At 57.1% G+C, this 13,623-nt stretch carries 13 protein-coding genes; 8 read left to right on the plus strand and 5 right to left on the minus strand.

Annotated elements, in window-relative coordinates; genetic code table 11:
- Positions 1-117: 117 nt before the first annotated feature.
- From VE23_RS21605 to VE23_RS21615, 3 genes are read right to left on the minus strand one after another with little or no spacing between them, the layout of a single operon-like run.
- Entirely contained in the window at positions 118-1,158 is a 1,041-nt protein-coding gene (locus VE23_RS21605) for an ABC transporter ATP-binding protein (protein WP_048745278.1), read from the minus strand.
- A 17-nt stretch (positions 1,159-1,175) separates the two neighbouring features.
- Entirely contained in the window at positions 1,176-1,985 is an 810-nt protein-coding gene (locus VE23_RS21610) for an ABC transporter permease (RefSeq protein WP_048745277.1), read from the minus strand.
- The gene (locus tag VE23_RS21615) at positions 1,982-2,755 is read right to left on the minus strand and encodes an ABC transporter permease (protein WP_021878458.1); all 774 of its coding nucleotides are present in this window, start codon (positions 2,753-2,755) and stop codon (positions 1,982-1,984) included. Before VE23_RS21615 ends, VE23_RS21610 begins: the two co-directional genes overlap by 4 nt.
- 171 nt (positions 2,756-2,926) lie before the next feature.
- Here VE23_RS21615 and VE23_RS21620 point away from each other — a divergent pair, with 171 nt between their 5' ends.
- On the plus strand, positions 2,927-3,790 hold the full coding sequence (locus VE23_RS21620; RefSeq protein ID WP_048745276.1) for a DUF421 domain-containing protein: 864 nt from the start codon (positions 2,927-2,929) through the stop codon (positions 3,788-3,790).
- A 37-nt stretch (positions 3,791-3,827) separates the two neighbouring features.
- Here VE23_RS21620 and VE23_RS21625 read toward each other — a convergent pair whose 3' ends face one another.
- Positions 3,828-4,643 (minus strand): YhcN/YlaJ family sporulation lipoprotein, encoded by an 816-nt coding sequence (locus tag VE23_RS21625; RefSeq protein ID WP_069202510.1) that lies wholly within the window; start codon positions 4,641-4,643, stop codon positions 3,828-3,830.
- Between the two features lie 456 nt (positions 4,644-5,099).
- Here VE23_RS21625 and coxB point away from each other — a divergent pair, with 456 nt between their 5' ends.
- The 7 genes from coxB (at position 5,100) to VE23_RS21660 (ending at position 11,642) form a co-directional block, all read left to right on the plus strand.
- On the plus strand, positions 5,100-6,140 hold the full coding sequence (coxB, locus tag VE23_RS21630) for a cytochrome c oxidase subunit II (protein ID WP_048745275.1): 1,041 nt from the start codon (positions 5,100-5,102) through the stop codon (positions 6,138-6,140).
- Positions 6,141-6,174: 34 nt separating this feature from the next.
- On the plus strand, positions 6,175-8,064 hold the full coding sequence (gene ctaD / locus VE23_RS21635; RefSeq protein WP_048745274.1) for a cytochrome c oxidase subunit I: 1,890 nt from the start codon (positions 6,175-6,177) through the stop codon (positions 8,062-8,064).
- Complete coding sequence (locus VE23_RS21640; protein WP_021878464.1) at positions 8,061-8,681, plus strand: cytochrome (ubi)quinol oxidase subunit III; 621 nt, start codon at positions 8,061-8,063, stop codon at positions 8,679-8,681. The genes ctaD and VE23_RS21640 overlap by 4 nt, the downstream gene beginning before the upstream one ends.
- Positions 8,682-8,684: 3 nt before the next feature.
- Positions 8,685-9,002 (plus strand): cytochrome C oxidase subunit IV family protein, encoded by a 318-nt coding sequence (locus VE23_RS21645; protein ID WP_021878465.1) that lies wholly within the window; start codon positions 8,685-8,687, stop codon positions 9,000-9,002.
- Between the two features lie 237 nt (positions 9,003-9,239).
- Positions 9,240-10,145: a cytochrome c oxidase assembly factor CtaG gene (ctaG, locus tag VE23_RS21650; RefSeq protein ID WP_049869079.1), complete on the plus strand. Its 906-nt coding sequence runs from the start codon at positions 9,240-9,242 to the stop codon at positions 10,143-10,145.
- Between the two features lie 48 nt (positions 10,146-10,193).
- Positions 10,194-10,658, plus strand: a complete 465-nt coding sequence (locus tag VE23_RS21655; RefSeq protein ID WP_048745272.1) for a DUF420 domain-containing protein — start codon at positions 10,194-10,196, stop codon at positions 10,656-10,658.
- A 24-nt stretch (positions 10,659-10,682) separates the two neighbouring features.
- The gene (locus VE23_RS21660; RefSeq protein ID WP_049869081.1) at positions 10,683-11,642 is read left to right on the plus strand and encodes a carbohydrate kinase family protein; all 960 of its coding nucleotides are present in this window, start codon (positions 10,683-10,685) and stop codon (positions 11,640-11,642) included.
- Positions 11,643-11,784: 142 nt separating this feature from the next.
- Here VE23_RS21660 and VE23_RS21665 read toward each other — a convergent pair whose 3' ends face one another.
- Positions 11,785-13,446, minus strand: a complete 1,662-nt coding sequence (locus VE23_RS21665) for an alpha-keto acid decarboxylase family protein (RefSeq protein ID WP_049869082.1) — start codon at positions 13,444-13,446, stop codon at positions 11,785-11,787.
- Positions 13,447-13,623: the final 177 nt, after the last annotated feature.

Raw genomic sequence — 13,623 nt, forward strand, 5'->3', positions numbered from 1 at the left:
AATGAGAAACCTCTCATATCGGTTTAAGTCTTCTTTCAGCTGGCTTTAAGCCCCAAAAGGCGCCAAGCAGACCGGTTTCCGGTTTGCTTGGCGCCTTTGTCATCCTTTCCTTCCGCGTTAGTAGAGCTTATGGACGACATCCTCGAATTCCGGCTCCCTCATCCGGATATCTTCCAGCTCCCCGTACTTTTCAAGCTCACGAAGCACCTGGACGCTGCTGGAGGTTTTCAGATCGCATTCAAGGACGAGCGTACGGTCTTCAAGGGATTTCAGGCGGATGCCGGCAGCAGCTGGGGAGAGCGGCTCCGGACCATGAAGTCCGCCTGCCGCCTCCGTGGCGCTATCGCCCAGGCTTTGAAGCTCGCCGGCCGCGGCCGCGGCGCTCTCCGCCTGCCGGAAGGTCACCTCCATGACGGCGGGCAGCCCGATGCGGGCCCGCAGCTGCGCGATGCCGCCATCATAGTCGAGCTTGCCTTTGCTGATGACGAGCACCCGGCCGCACAGCTGCTCGATATCGTCCATATCATGCGTCGTAAGAAGGATGGTCGTCCGCATCCTCTCATTAATATCGCGCAGGAGAGAACGGATATCCCGCTTGGATGCGGCATCGAGGCCGATCGTCGGTTCATCCAGAATGAGAATGGACGGCTCATGCAGCATCGCCGCCGCCAGATCGCCTCTCATCCGCTGGCCGAGCGACAGCTTGCGGACCGGCGTGTCCATGAAATCCGACAGGCGCAGCAGGTTCTCAAGCTCTTCGATCCGGTCTTTTTTCCGTTCGGGGGTCAAGCCGTACATAGCGGCCAGAATATCGTAGGAATCGCGCAGCGGCAAATCCCACCACAGCTGGGTGCGCTGGCCGAACAGCACGCCGAGCGTGCGCGCGGCTTCCTTGCGCTTGCGGTGGGGATTGATTCCCCCCAGTCTGACTTCTCCTTGGGTGGGATGCAGAATTCCGGACAGCATTTTGATGGTCGTGGATTTGCCGGCTCCGTTCGGACCGATGAATCCGGCGAATTCGCCTTCAGGAATCGTAAAGCTGATGTCCGAAACGGCCTGTTTCGGAATGGAGCGGCGGCTGAACAAGCCGCGCCGCTTGGCCGATGCATCCGGGTCCGGCACCCGGAATTCCTTTGTAAGTCCGATCGCCTCGATCATTTCCATTCTCCTTTTCTTCATGAGCCGGTGCTTTGATAGCGCGACAGGCCGAATTTCCACAGCTTCAGGGACAGGAGGAGCATCGCTCCCGATACGGCGACGCTGAGTCCGAGCGTCCAGGCGCCATGGGTGCCGCGAATGATATAGAGAGCGGGCATATAATTAATGAAGGCGACCGGAATAAGTCCGGTAAGCAGCCCCTGCAGCCAGCCTGGATAAATGGTGAGCGGATATTGGGCGGCAGTTCGGGCAGCGTCTTCGGTGAGCACCTGAAGCGCATCGATCCGGGTCAGCCAGAACCCGGACGAGGCTGTCAGCAGTCCAATTCCGAACATAAGGACGGCTCCCGATGCGATAGCGAGTACCGTCAGCGGGATTGCGGTCCAGATGGCGGGATCGTCTTCAAAGATCGCTCCGAGAGAGATGGCGAGCATGGACGCGCCGAGCAGCGTCTCGCCGAATCTGGGAGAGAAGTTTTGCGTCATCAAGATCAGCAGCACGGGCGCCGGGCGCAGCAGCAGTCCGTCGAGATCGCCGCTGACGAGGTATTTCTCCAGATGATGGACATCCGATGCGAAGCTGCGGTACATGGCTTTGGACAAAGTGATTACGGCATACAAATAGCCGGATTCTGCGATGCTCCAGCCCTGAATCGTGCCGAACCGGTGAAGCACGACAGCTAGCAGCGCGAACTCGACCGCATTGATCATCGCCGCGGCGGCAGTGCCGACCCAGAAGTTGAATGTATACTGCATCCGGCTTCGGAAGCTGGAGCGAATCAGAATGCGGTACATAGTCATGAATCGGCTCCATTCGGCTCGGTTCATCCGCCTTGCACCTCCACCCTGCGCCGCATGAAGCCGGTGACGGCCAGGCAGGCGAAAGTGAGCACGACGGACCAGATCAGCGACGGATAGATGGCGGCGATGCCGTCGTAGCCAAGGTAGATCCGGCTCGGTATGTAACTCAGGCTGGGGTAGAAAGACCAGCGGCTGATCCATCCCAGCCAGCCGGGCAGCCACTCGATCGGGATCAGGAAGCCGGACAAGAGAGTGGAAAAAGCGTAGTTCAGCCACTGGAACCAAGAGGATTCCGTCGTCCAGAGCGCAGCTGCGCCGATGAGATAGTGAACGCAGATGGAGAGATAGGCGGCGCAGACTACGGCAGCCGCCGAGGCAGCGGCGGCAGGCAGGGCAGGGAGCCGCAGCGGAACGGCGAACAGGTAGACGATGTAGATCGGCAAGCTTTTGTACATTGCCTGGTAAGCGATCTGTCCCCATTCCCTGCACATCAGCTGGTAGAACAAATGCACCGGCCTGGCGAGCTCGGTCGCGATCGCTCCGGTACGTACGAGCTGCGGAATTCCGAGGCCGTTGGAGGTGAAGGAAGTCACCCATAGGAGGCACTGGTTGAGGGCTACATAGGACACAAGACCGGAAAGCCCGTAAATTCCGAGATCCTTGGTCTCGCCGATTCCGGTCCATATCGACAGGTAGATGAAGCCGAACAAGGCGCTGGCAACGTTGTGAAGCAGATGGGATGCGCGGTATTGCAGGTTGCGGTTGAAGCTGGCGCGAGACAGCGCATAGAAAAGCATGAGTCACCTCAGTTCTTCAGATAAGGGGATATCCTCCAAATTAGGTGAAATGCGTAAGAGAGCGGAAGAAGATCATATACCAATACATGCTTTCGGCGCAATCCCTTTTTGACGCATTTTTCCGTATTCTCTGGACAACATAGGAAAGATACGGAAGGGAGGAGTCCAACAATGCCGCAATGGCTGGAAATCGTGTTTCGAACGCTCAGCTCGGTGGTGGTCATGTTTATCGTAACGAAGCTGCTCGGCAAACGCCAAATCTCCCAGCTTTCGTTGTTTGAGTACATAACGGGCATATCCATCGGCAATATCGCCGGCTATATCTCCATGGACACCGATACGCAATGGTATCTGGGGTTTGTCGCGATCGGCACTTGGTCGCTTATGTCGATCGGCATGGAATATGCCACGATGAAAAGCCGGGCTGTCGGCGGTTTTGTCGACGGAAAAGGAACCGTGCTCATCAAGAACGGCTCCATTCTCGAGAAGAACCTATTCAAGGAAAAGCTGACGCTCGACGAGCTTCTCGAACAGCTGCGAAAAAAGAGCGTGTTCAAGGTTTCTGAAATCGAATTTGCCGTGATGGAAAAAAGCGGGGAGATCAACTTGCTGCTCAAAAAGGAAAACCAGCCGCTGACGCCTTCCATGCTAGGCTGGAAAATGTCGAGGGAGCAGGAGACGCAAACCGTCATGATGGACGGTCAAGTGCTGCAGGAGCCGCTCAAGGAGACGGGGCTGGACGAGGATTGGCTGCGCCATGAGCTGGCCAAGCTCAAGGTGAAGCCGGAAAACGTGTTTCTGGCGCAGGTCGACGCCAAGAAGCAGCTGACGGTACAAACGGGTTCACTGGACGGCTCGCTCGAACCGAATAGCCTGACGCCCAGACAGCAGCTGCTCGCAACGCTGCAGCAGGCCAAGGCGGATCTGGATCAGTTCGGCCACTTCGCCCGCACCGACGAAGAAAGGGAGGCCCTTCTGTCCGGATCGCGCCAGCTGGATCAAGTCATCCGCCTCGCGCAGCCGGAGCTGAAGTGACGCTCCCCGTGTTGTTTCTATATTATATAGAAGCTTGTCAGCGATTCTGGCTGGCGCCGCCGGCGTCGCCGGGATTGCCGAAGCTTCCGGTCTCCGGATCGGAGCCGCTGTATTTGCCGATGATTGCCTTGCCGCCGTTTTTATCGGCCTTTTGCTTGATGATCTGCAGAGGAACGGGCATTTCGTTGCCGCCGGCAAAATGCTTCTGCACCAAAATGTTGAACGGCTCCACATAAGGGCTCAGATCGCTGCCGGCCCAGGATTCGCGGGAGTACTCGACGAATTGGTTCACCAGATCGCGATTGGCCGTAATGTGAACCTCCTGAACCGCAGGAGCGAGCTTGCGGACGCGCACGGCGATCGTCTGCTTCAGCTTGCTCGAGAGCTCGTTGTGGTCGTTGACCGAGAAATACGAATTGTAGGGTGTGACAAGCTGGCGGTTGTCCCACTTGTCGCTGCCGGTCTGATGGTTGTAAACGCCCTCCATCCAGCCGCCGTTGTTCTGCTCGCGGATGACCTTGCTGCCGCTGCGGACCGCATGGGTGGCTGTGCCGTCGAGCACGATCCCGACATAGGCGTTCTTGTCGGTCAGCATGACGATGGCTTGTCCGATCCCGTTGAGGCGGGTGACGTCGCGGGAGAGCTGAGAGCTGTATTCGAAGAAGCGGTTATGGTGCTGGGTGGAATCGGTGCCGAGCGTTCCGTACATCCGGCTTCCTTGCATTTTGGGATCGTTCTTCTGGCGGGTGCCGTAATTCTGGTCGCTGTTCTGGACATGCTGCTTGTAGCTGCAGCCTCCGAGCAGCAAGGATAAGATCAGGGCGGAAGCAAGTACCCGTGATGGCTGTCTCATGAAGTGGGCCTCCCCTTTCGTTTGTGGCGAGTGCCTATAGGATTCGCCCCGGAGGAGTAAATATGCGGTCCCGGACCTATACATAATTGACCATGGGTTTGGTGAACAATGATAAGGAGGACAGGCGTTCAAACCATGAATTGGAAGCCTTTTTCGGTGTCCGAAGCTCTTTTTGACAGCTTTGAGAACAATTTGTGAACTCTCTGTGGAACATTGACAATTAGGGGCTTCAACTTTATATTTAATAAAGTAATTGACATGCAGGAGTTGCCATTTTTACAGCTGTGCATGAAGCATTTGCCTCAAGACGTACATAAGGAAGAGAAAGCGTTTCACCGGTTGAATCCGGGTGGTTTTCCAACTCCTACAATCGTTCCGTAAACGGATGACTGCCTTCCGGCGGTTCTCCGTTTTTGCTTGGGCAAATGCCGAAAACGTCAAAAGTGGGGTTGATGAATGATGAAACGGTGGCATCTTGCACGACGTCTCCTGCCGTTGCTCGCAGGAATGGCTCTGTTCCTATCGGCATGCGGACGGGCCGACTTGTCCACGCTGAGGCCGCAGGGTCCGGTGGCGCTCGAACAATTCAATCTGATGAAGCTCACCATCACGATCATGGTGCTCGTTATCGTGGTTGTTTTCGCACTATCCTTTTATGTAATCGTCAAATTCCGCCGTCGTCCCGGAGACAACAAGGTTCCGGTACAAGTGGAAGGCAACCACAAGCTCGAGATCATCTGGACCGTCATTCCGATCGTTCTCCTTCTGATTCTTGGCGTTCCTACGGTCCAGTCGGTATTCGGCCTGGCCAAGGATTATTCCAAGGACGACAACGCCGTACAGGTCATCGTGACCGGCCATCAATACTGGTGGGAGTTCGAATATCCTCAGTACGGAATCAAGACCGCTCAGGAACTGATGATTCCGACAGGCAAGACGATCTCCATCTCCGCCAAATCCGCGGACGTCATCCACTCGTTCTGGATTCCATCGCTTGCCGGCAAGATCGATACGAACCCGGGAAGCAACGTCAATAAAATGTACTTCAGCTCCAAGCATGACGGAGTCTACCTCGGCAAATGCGCCGAGCTGTGCGGACCTTCCCATGCTCTCATGGACTTCAAGGTGAAGTCCGTCAGCAGCGATTCCTTCGACCGCTGGGTAGCGGGAATGAAGGAGCCTGGACAGCTGCCGGCCGATGCGGCCATCAGCGACGTGTTCCAGAAGCAATGCCTCACCTGCCATGCGGTAGGCGACAAAGGCCTGCAGCTGTATCCGAACCTGACCAACATCGGCGACCGTGAAACGATCGGCGGCATCCTGGTCAACACGGACGATCCGAAGTATAAAAACGAAGGCTCGACTTACGACAACCTGAAACGGTGGATCTCCGATCCGCAAGCGGTTAAGCCGGGCAACTCCATGCCGAAGGTTGACCTGACTAAGGAACAGATCGACGGCATCGCCAAGTATCTGTCCGAATACAAGCAGAAGTAGCATTCACCTATCGGTATTGAAGGGGGTACCAGCCTTGGCTCACGCACATCCGGTCAAGCGCCATACCGGTCTCATGGACTGGCTGACGACTGTCGACCACAAAAAAATCGGCATTCTGTATTTGATTGCCGGCGGATTCTTCTTCCTGATCGGCGGCCTCGAGGCGCTGCTGATCCGGGTTCAGCTCTGGAAGCCGCTCAACAACTTCGTCGGCGCGGACACGTACAACGAGCTGCTGACGATGCACGGCACGACGATGATCTTCCTCGCGGCGATGCCTGTCATCTTCGCGCTCATGAACGCGATCGTGCCGCTGCAGATCGGCGCGCGCGACGTCGCCTTCCCGTTCGTCAACTCCCTCGGCTTCTGGACGTTCTTCTTCGGCGGCCTGCTGCTCAACATCAGCTGGCTGGCCGGCACCGTTCCGGATGCGGGCTGGACATCCTACGTTCCGCTCGCCAGCCCTACATATAATGTAGACAAAGGCGTCGACTTCTACGTTCTCGGCCTTCAGATCGCCGGTATCGGCACCCTGATCGGCGGCATCAACTTCCTGGTCACGATCATCAACATGCGCGCTCCGGGCATGAGCTTCATGAGAATGCCGATGTTCACCTGGACGGCATTCATCACCTCAGCCCTGATCCTGTTCGCTTTCCCGGCCCTTACCGTCGGCCTGGTCGCGCTTATGTTCGACCGGCTGTTCGAAGCCAACTTCTTCGAAGTGGCGGGCGGCGGCAACACCGTCCTATGGGAGCATATCTTCTGGATCTTCGGCCACCCGGAGGTTTACATCCTGATTCTCCCGGCTTTCGGGGTCATCTCCGAAGTCATCAGCACCTTCTCGCGCAAGCGGCTGTTCGGTTACAGCTCGATGGTATTCGCCACCGTCCTGATCGGCTTCCTCGGCTTCATGGTATGGGCCCACCATATGTTCACGGTAGGCCTGGGACCGGTAGCGAACGCGCTGTTCTCCATCGCAACGATGCTGATCGCGGTTCCGACCGGAATCAAGATCTTCAACTGGATCTTCACGATGTGGGGCGGCTCGATCCGCTTCACCTCCGCCAACCTGTTCGCCGTCGGCTTCGTTCCGACGTTCGTCATGGGCGGGGTGACCGGCGTCATGCTGGCCGCGGCTCCGGCCGACTTCCAGTATCATGACAGCTACTTCGTCGTTGCCCACTTCCACTACGTCATCGTAGGCGGCCTCGTGCTCGGCCTGTTCGCCGGCCTGCACTACTGGTGGCCGAAGATGTTCGGCCGCGCGCTGAACGAGTTCATCGGCAAGCTGACGTTCTGGACGTTCTTCATCGGCTTCCATCTGACGTTCTTCGTGCAGCATTTCCTCGGCCTCATGGGCATGCCGCGCCGGATCTGGACGTACCTGGACGGACTGGGCTTCAACACGATGAACCTGATCAGTACGATCGGCGCCTTCCTGATGGGCCTCGGCACGATCTTCTTCATCATCAACATCATCGTTACGGCTGCCAAGCCGAAAAACGCAGGCAACGATCCGTGGGAGGACGGCCGCACGCTGGAATGGTCGATCCCGTCCCCGGCTCCTGAATACAACTTCGCCCAGACTCCGCTCGTCCGCGGGTACGACGCTCTATGGAAAGAGAAGATGGACGGCAACGAAGGCATGTCGCCTGCGGAGCCGATCGGCCCGATCCACATGCCGAGCCCATCGATCCTTCCGTTCCTGATGTCCGTCGGCCTGTTCATCGCCGGCTTCGGGTTCCTGTACGCGAAGAACGACTGGAACAATGCATTTGTCTCCAACATCTTCGGCAACCATATCGTGGCTGGCCTAGGCCTCGCGATTACGCTGGGATGCATGGTCGTCCGCTCGCTCAAGGACGATCACGGCTTCCACATCGAGCCGGAAGAAATTACGGGCAAGGGGGTTAAGGCATGAGCGCACATTCGCATCTAGACGGCAAGCTGCCTCATGAACCGGAACGCGCGACCCTCGAAGGACGCAACAAGGTTCTCGGATTCTGGCTGTTCCTTGGAGGAGAGACGGTACTGTTCGGCACTCTCTTCTCCGCCTTCCTGGCGCTTCGCGATCAGGTCGGCGACGGCAACCCGACTTCTCAAGAGCTGTTCAAGCTGGCCACGGTGGCGATTGCTACCGTCATCCTGCTGACATCCAGCTTGACGAGCGTATTCGCCATCCAGGCGATGCACCGCGGCCAAGTGAAGGCGATGCAGAACTGGCTCATCGTAACCGTCGTGCTCGGCCTTGCCTTCCTCGGCCTCGAGGTTTACGAGTTCATCGAGTACACGCATGAAGGCCATCAGTTCAGCACCAGCGCCTTCAGTTCCTCCTTCTATACGCTGGTCGGCTTCCACGGAGCCCACGTCGCGCTCGGCGTCGTGTGGATCTCGCTGCTGATCGGCCAGGTTTACCGCAAGGGCCTGACCGTCGTCACCGCGCCGAAGGTATATGTCGCCGGCATGTACTGGCACTTTATCGACGTCGTCTGGGTATTCATCTTCACCGTCGTTTATTTGATGGGAAAGGTGGGGTAACGAATGTCCAACCATACGACCCATTCCGAAGAGCCGGCCAAGCGCCACAAGCATGAAGGTCCCAAGAAGCATATCATTGCTTATGTCTTCTCGATGCTGCTTACGCTCGTTGCTTTCGCTACCGTCATCGGCGGCGAAATCAACACCTCCTTCATCTACATCCTGCTCATCATCATGGCGATCATGCAGGTCATCATCCAGATGGGCTTCTGGATGCATATGAAGGACCGGGGACATCTGTTCCCGATCGTAGGCATCCTTACCGGCGTGTTCGTTGTGTTCACGATCGTCATCATGGCGGAATTCTGGACCTGGTGGTAATCCGGTTCATCTATACCAGAACGAAAGGGGAGAGTCTTAACCGACCTCCTCTTTTGTTGTTTTCCATGTGTTTGGACGGTCCTGCCGTCCGGCGCCCGACGAGGAAGAAGTTCTCAATATTGCCTTTTGCTTTGACGTCCCCAATCAAGTAAGCTTAGCTTATCCGTGTCCGCTGCCATGCTGCTCATGGCCGGATGCAGCGGGCCGCAACGCGGCCGAAAGAAAGGAGACCGCTTCATGCTCGGACTTGAATATTTCAGCTTCCGCGCTCTCTGGAGTCCCTGGCTGCTGTTTCTGACGATCGCTTTGCTGATCGGATATTTCTATCTCATCGGCCCTTGGAGGCTGAAGCATTTCCCGAATGAACGGCGGGCAACGCCATGGCAGCAGCTCATGGCCGTCTCGGGAATCGTGCTGCTGTACATAGCCCAGGGCGGACCGATGAATCTGCTGGGCCATCTCATGTTCACTTTTCATATGGCCAATATGTCCATTTCCTATTTGATCGCTCCGCCGCTCATCATTTTGGGCATTCCGGCTTATGTATGGAGATTCACATTCGGCAAGCCTTTCTGGAAGCGGTTCAGCAAGTCCATGAACCCGATCTTCACGCTGGTGCTGTTCAATGTGCTGTTCTCCTTCTATCACATCCCTGCAGCGCATGATTACATCATGACCAACTATCTGCTGCATGAGTTCTACTATTTCGTGCTGCTCGTCACAGCGATGATGATGTGGTGGCAGATCACCTGCCCGGTGCCGGAATGGAGCCGGCTCAACGGCTTGCGGAAGATGGCGTACGTATTCGCCAGCGGCGTGCTGCTGACTCCGGCCTGCGCGCTCATTATTTTCGCAGGCGAGCCGATGTATGCCGTCTACAACGATCCGAACGTATGGGCGAAGGCGATGAATTACTGCGTCGCCGGCAACACCCAGCAGCTGCTCAGCCAGTTCCAGGGGCCAGCCTTCTTCAATTTGATGGCTCCTGCAGAGGATCAGCAGCTGGGCGGCATCCTGATGAAGCTGGTTCAGGAAATCATGTACGGCTGCATTCTGGCTTACATTTTCTCGCAATGGTACCGTCAGGAAAATGCGGAGTCGGATGGCGACCTGCGCGGAACGGGACCGGCGGGAACGGTTTAAACCTCGCGATTGCTTCGCGGTTATTTTCGGATTGGAGTGGGGATCAGCTTGGACAAGTACACGATTTTTCCGACCATCAGCACCTTTTTCATCGTACTGAGCGCGATTCTGGTCGCAATCGGCTGGAATCTGGCCATCAAGCGCCGCCTGGAATCGCACAAAAAAATGATGCTTGCCGGGGCGGTCGCCGCCCTGATCTTCTTCATCATCTATACGTCCAGAACGCTTGTCATCGGCAACACCGACTGGGGCGGTCCGGACAGCCTCAAGCCGTACTATCTCGTGTTCCTGCTGTTCCATATCGTGCTTGCCACCGTGGCAGCCGTCTTCGGCATTACGACGATCGTGCTCGGCTACAAGCAGAAGTTCGCGCGCCATCGGCGGATCGGGCGCTTCACATCGGTCATCTGGTTCATTACGGCCATTACGGGAACCGCCGTATACATCCTGCTGTACCTTATGTATCCGGGCGGGCACACGAAGCCGGTATTTCACGTTATTTTCGGCTGGTAAGCCACAGAATCGAGGAGGATACGGATGTCGACGGTATTTACGATCGGGGAAGCCCTTATTGACTGGATTCCGGAGCAGAGAGGCGTGGAGCTGAAGGCAGTCGGCGGATTCAGCCGAGCGGCGGGAGGGGCACCCGCCAATGTCGCCAGCGCGGTGTCGCGGCTAGGCGGCAGCAGCGCATTCATCGGCAAGCTTGGCGAGGATGCCTTCGGCGACTTCCTGGTCGAGACGCTTGCGGAAGCCGGCGTGGACGTCACCAGGGTGCTCAGGACGAGGGAAGCGAATACGGCGATGGCTTTTGTCAGCCTGAAGGCGGACGGCAACCGCGATTTCAGCTTTTACCGCAATCCGAGCGCGGACATGCTGCTGGAGAAAGACGAGATCGGAGATTGGTTCGAGCCGGGAGATCTCCTGCATTTCTGCTCGGTAGACCTTATCGAGGCGCCGGTCAAATACGCGCACAGGGAAGCGATTTCCAGATGCCGCGAAGCCGGGGGAATCGTCAGCTTCGATCCCAATGTAAGGCTGCCGCTGTGGAAAAGCCCGGAACAATGCCGCCAGGCCATTCTGGAGTTCCTCCCGATGGCCCATCTCGTGAAGATTTCGGACGAGGAGCTGACGTTCATTACCGGCATCTCCGAAGAGGAAGAGGCGCTGGAGTCTCTGTTCGCCGGCGATGTCAGGCATGTCATCTATACCCGCGGCGCGGCGGGAGCGACGTGGCTGTCCAAGGACTTCCGCGTCGGGGTTCCGGGCCATGCCGTAAGCGTCATCGACACGACAGGCGCAGGCGATGCCTTCATCGGCTCGCTGCTGTACGGCGTTCAGCGCCAACCGGACTTTCTCGGCGGCATCGAGGCGCAGACGGCGAGAGAGCTGCTCGCGTTCGCCAATGCAGCCGCAGCGATTACGACGACGCGTCCTGGCGCGATCGCCGCGCTGCCGACGGCCGCAGAGGTCAACGACCTGCTTGCCGCGAAATGAAGGTTGCCGCAAGGCATCGCCGTCAGCCAAGAAGAGGCCTGCAGCCGAATAAATCGAGGCGGCGGGCAACGATCCCGCTTTCATGCCTGCAAAAAAACCAGACTGTCCGGAGCTTTCCGGACGATCTGGTTTTTTTTCTTGATCAACGGTTCTTTTTTTGCGCTTCGAGAATGGCCCTGGATTTCACAAGGAAAGGCGGAGCATCCATGGGATTGCCGGGTATGAGCTCGATCATGCACAGCCTGGAACGGCATTCCGCTGCTGCCTGCCGCATGGCATCTCGGAGCTCGGCGACGGTTCTGGCGGTCGCGGTGAAGGCGTCTCCGCCGAATGCTTCCGGCAGCTTGGAGAAGTCCCATTTGGGAATGACATTATAGCCGGGATTGACCGCATCGACATTCAAATAATTCTCCACAACATACAGGCCGTTGTTCAGAATGAACAGGATCGGCTTGCACTGATGCTCCAGCATGGAGCTTATCTCCTGCGCCGTCAGATGGATGGAGCCATCGCCCGTGAACAGCAGCACCCTCCGGTCCGGCGCGGCGATGCAGGCTCCGAAGGCGGCCGGAGTGGCATAGCCGATGGCTTGCCATCCCCCCTGGGCCACGTAGGTGACGTTTCGGGGCAGCTTCAACTGGGACATCCCGTCGAACAAGGTGCCGGTCTCCACGACGACGACATCTCCGTCCTGGATGAATTGCTGGAACAGCGGATAGTAGTTGGCTGCCGCCAGGTCATCATCCGGCTGTCCCTGCGGAAGATCATAGGGAAAGGCCGCAGCGGGAACGGGAGCGGCCTGTACGATCTGGAGCTGCATGAGAGCATCCATCATATCCGGGGCTTGGATGCCGGCATACATGGCCTCTCCGATCCGGACGTTGTCCGGGTTGATTTGAATCGTCTTCGCAAAGTCCAGCTTGGCCGTGAAGCTGGCCGTGTTGGTGTCGGCCCAGACGAGACCGACAGCAATGACGCAATCCGCATTCTCTACGGCACGGCGGACGGATTCCTCGCCGCAACCCGCGGAGTACATGCCGATATAATTGGGATGGGTCTCGTCGAACGAGCCTTTGCCGTACACCATCGATGCTGCGGGAAGATGAAGCTTTTCCGCCAGAAGCCGGACGGCATTCTCCAAGCCGTATCGCAGCACCTTCACATCGGTCAGCAGCACCGTACGGCTGCTCCCCTTCAGCAGCCGGCCCGCATGGGCCGCCGCCTCTGCGAGGGAGGAAGCCGTTGTTGCCGGTGCGGGCCAAGATTCTGCATGCGCATGAATCGGCTTGGTTATCAGGTCGTTTGGAAGGGTCAAATAAACGGGCTTTTTTTGAGTCTGGGCCATGTGCAGTGCTTTAGGAATTTCATAAGAGGCGTTTTCAAGGGTAATAGCCGCAGCATAGGCGGTCAAGGATTCATAGACCTTCCGGAACGTATCGAAATTCCCATCCATCAGGGAATGATGCATGAGTTTATGAGCGGACTGGTCCATAGAAGGCGGAGCGCCGACGATGTGCACCACCGGAACGGATTCGCTGTTCGAGCCGGCGATGGCGTTGCAGGCGCTGAGCTCGCCGACCCCGAAGGTGGTGAGCAGGGCGGATATGCCCTTCAAGCGGGCGAAAGCATCGGCGGCATAACCGGCGTTCAGCTCGTTCCTGCAGCCGATGAAGCTCAGCTCGGGATGGCGGCCAAGCTCGTCCAGAATGCTGAAATTATAATCGCCTGGAACCCCGAATACGTTGGATATCCCGGCTCGGCTCAGGCAGCTGAACAGGAACGCCCCTAATGTTGGCTGATTCAAATCCTATTCCTCCCTATAGGTTTAGATAAAGGTTAGTTTGTCATCCTGATGGTTTTGTATGTGGCTGGACGACAGCAAAGCGAAATGGGACCAATTTTGGAACGAGTCGGGGAAATGAGACCTGTTCCAAAATTAGGTATTGACTAAAATTGGAATCGGTGTGTATAGTGTATATAA

It is taken from the genome of Paenibacillus sp. D9 (assembly GCF_001188365.1).
Lineage (GTDB): Bacteria > Bacillota > Bacilli > Paenibacillales > Paenibacillaceae > Paenibacillus_O > Paenibacillus_O humicus.

Excerpts from the sequence above, each read along its gene's own strand:
- coxB (WP_048745275.1), top strand. The coding sequence starts at position 5,100 with ATGATGAAACGGTGGCATCTTGCACGACGTCTCCTGCCGTTGCTCGCA.
- VE23_RS21645 (WP_021878465.1), top strand. The coding sequence starts at position 8,685 with ATGTCCAACCATACGACCCATTCCGAAGAGCCGGCCAAGCGCCACAAG.
- VE23_RS21610 (WP_048745277.1), bottom strand. The coding sequence starts at position 1,985 with ATGAACCGAGCCGAATGGAGCCGATTCATGACTATGTACCGCATTCTG.
- VE23_RS21660 (WP_049869081.1), top strand. The coding sequence starts at position 10,683 with ATGTCGACGGTATTTACGATCGGGGAAGCCCTTATTGACTGGATTCCG.
- VE23_RS21605 (WP_048745278.1), bottom strand. The coding sequence starts at position 1,158 with ATGATCGAGGCGATCGGACTTACAAAGGAATTCCGGGTGCCGGACCCG.
- ctaG (WP_049869079.1), top strand. The coding sequence starts at position 9,240 with ATGCTCGGACTTGAATATTTCAGCTTCCGCGCTCTCTGGAGTCCCTGG.
- VE23_RS21615 (WP_021878458.1), bottom strand. The coding sequence starts at position 2,755 with ATGCTTTTCTATGCGCTGTCTCGCGCCAGCTTCAACCGCAACCTGCAA.
- VE23_RS21625 (WP_069202510.1), bottom strand. The coding sequence starts at position 4,643 with ATGAGACAGCCATCACGGGTACTTGCTTCCGCCCTGATCTTATCCTTG.
- VE23_RS21620 (WP_048745276.1), top strand. The coding sequence starts at position 2,927 with ATGCCGCAATGGCTGGAAATCGTGTTTCGAACGCTCAGCTCGGTGGTG.
- VE23_RS21640 (WP_021878464.1), top strand. The coding sequence starts at position 8,061 with ATGAGCGCACATTCGCATCTAGACGGCAAGCTGCCTCATGAACCGGAA.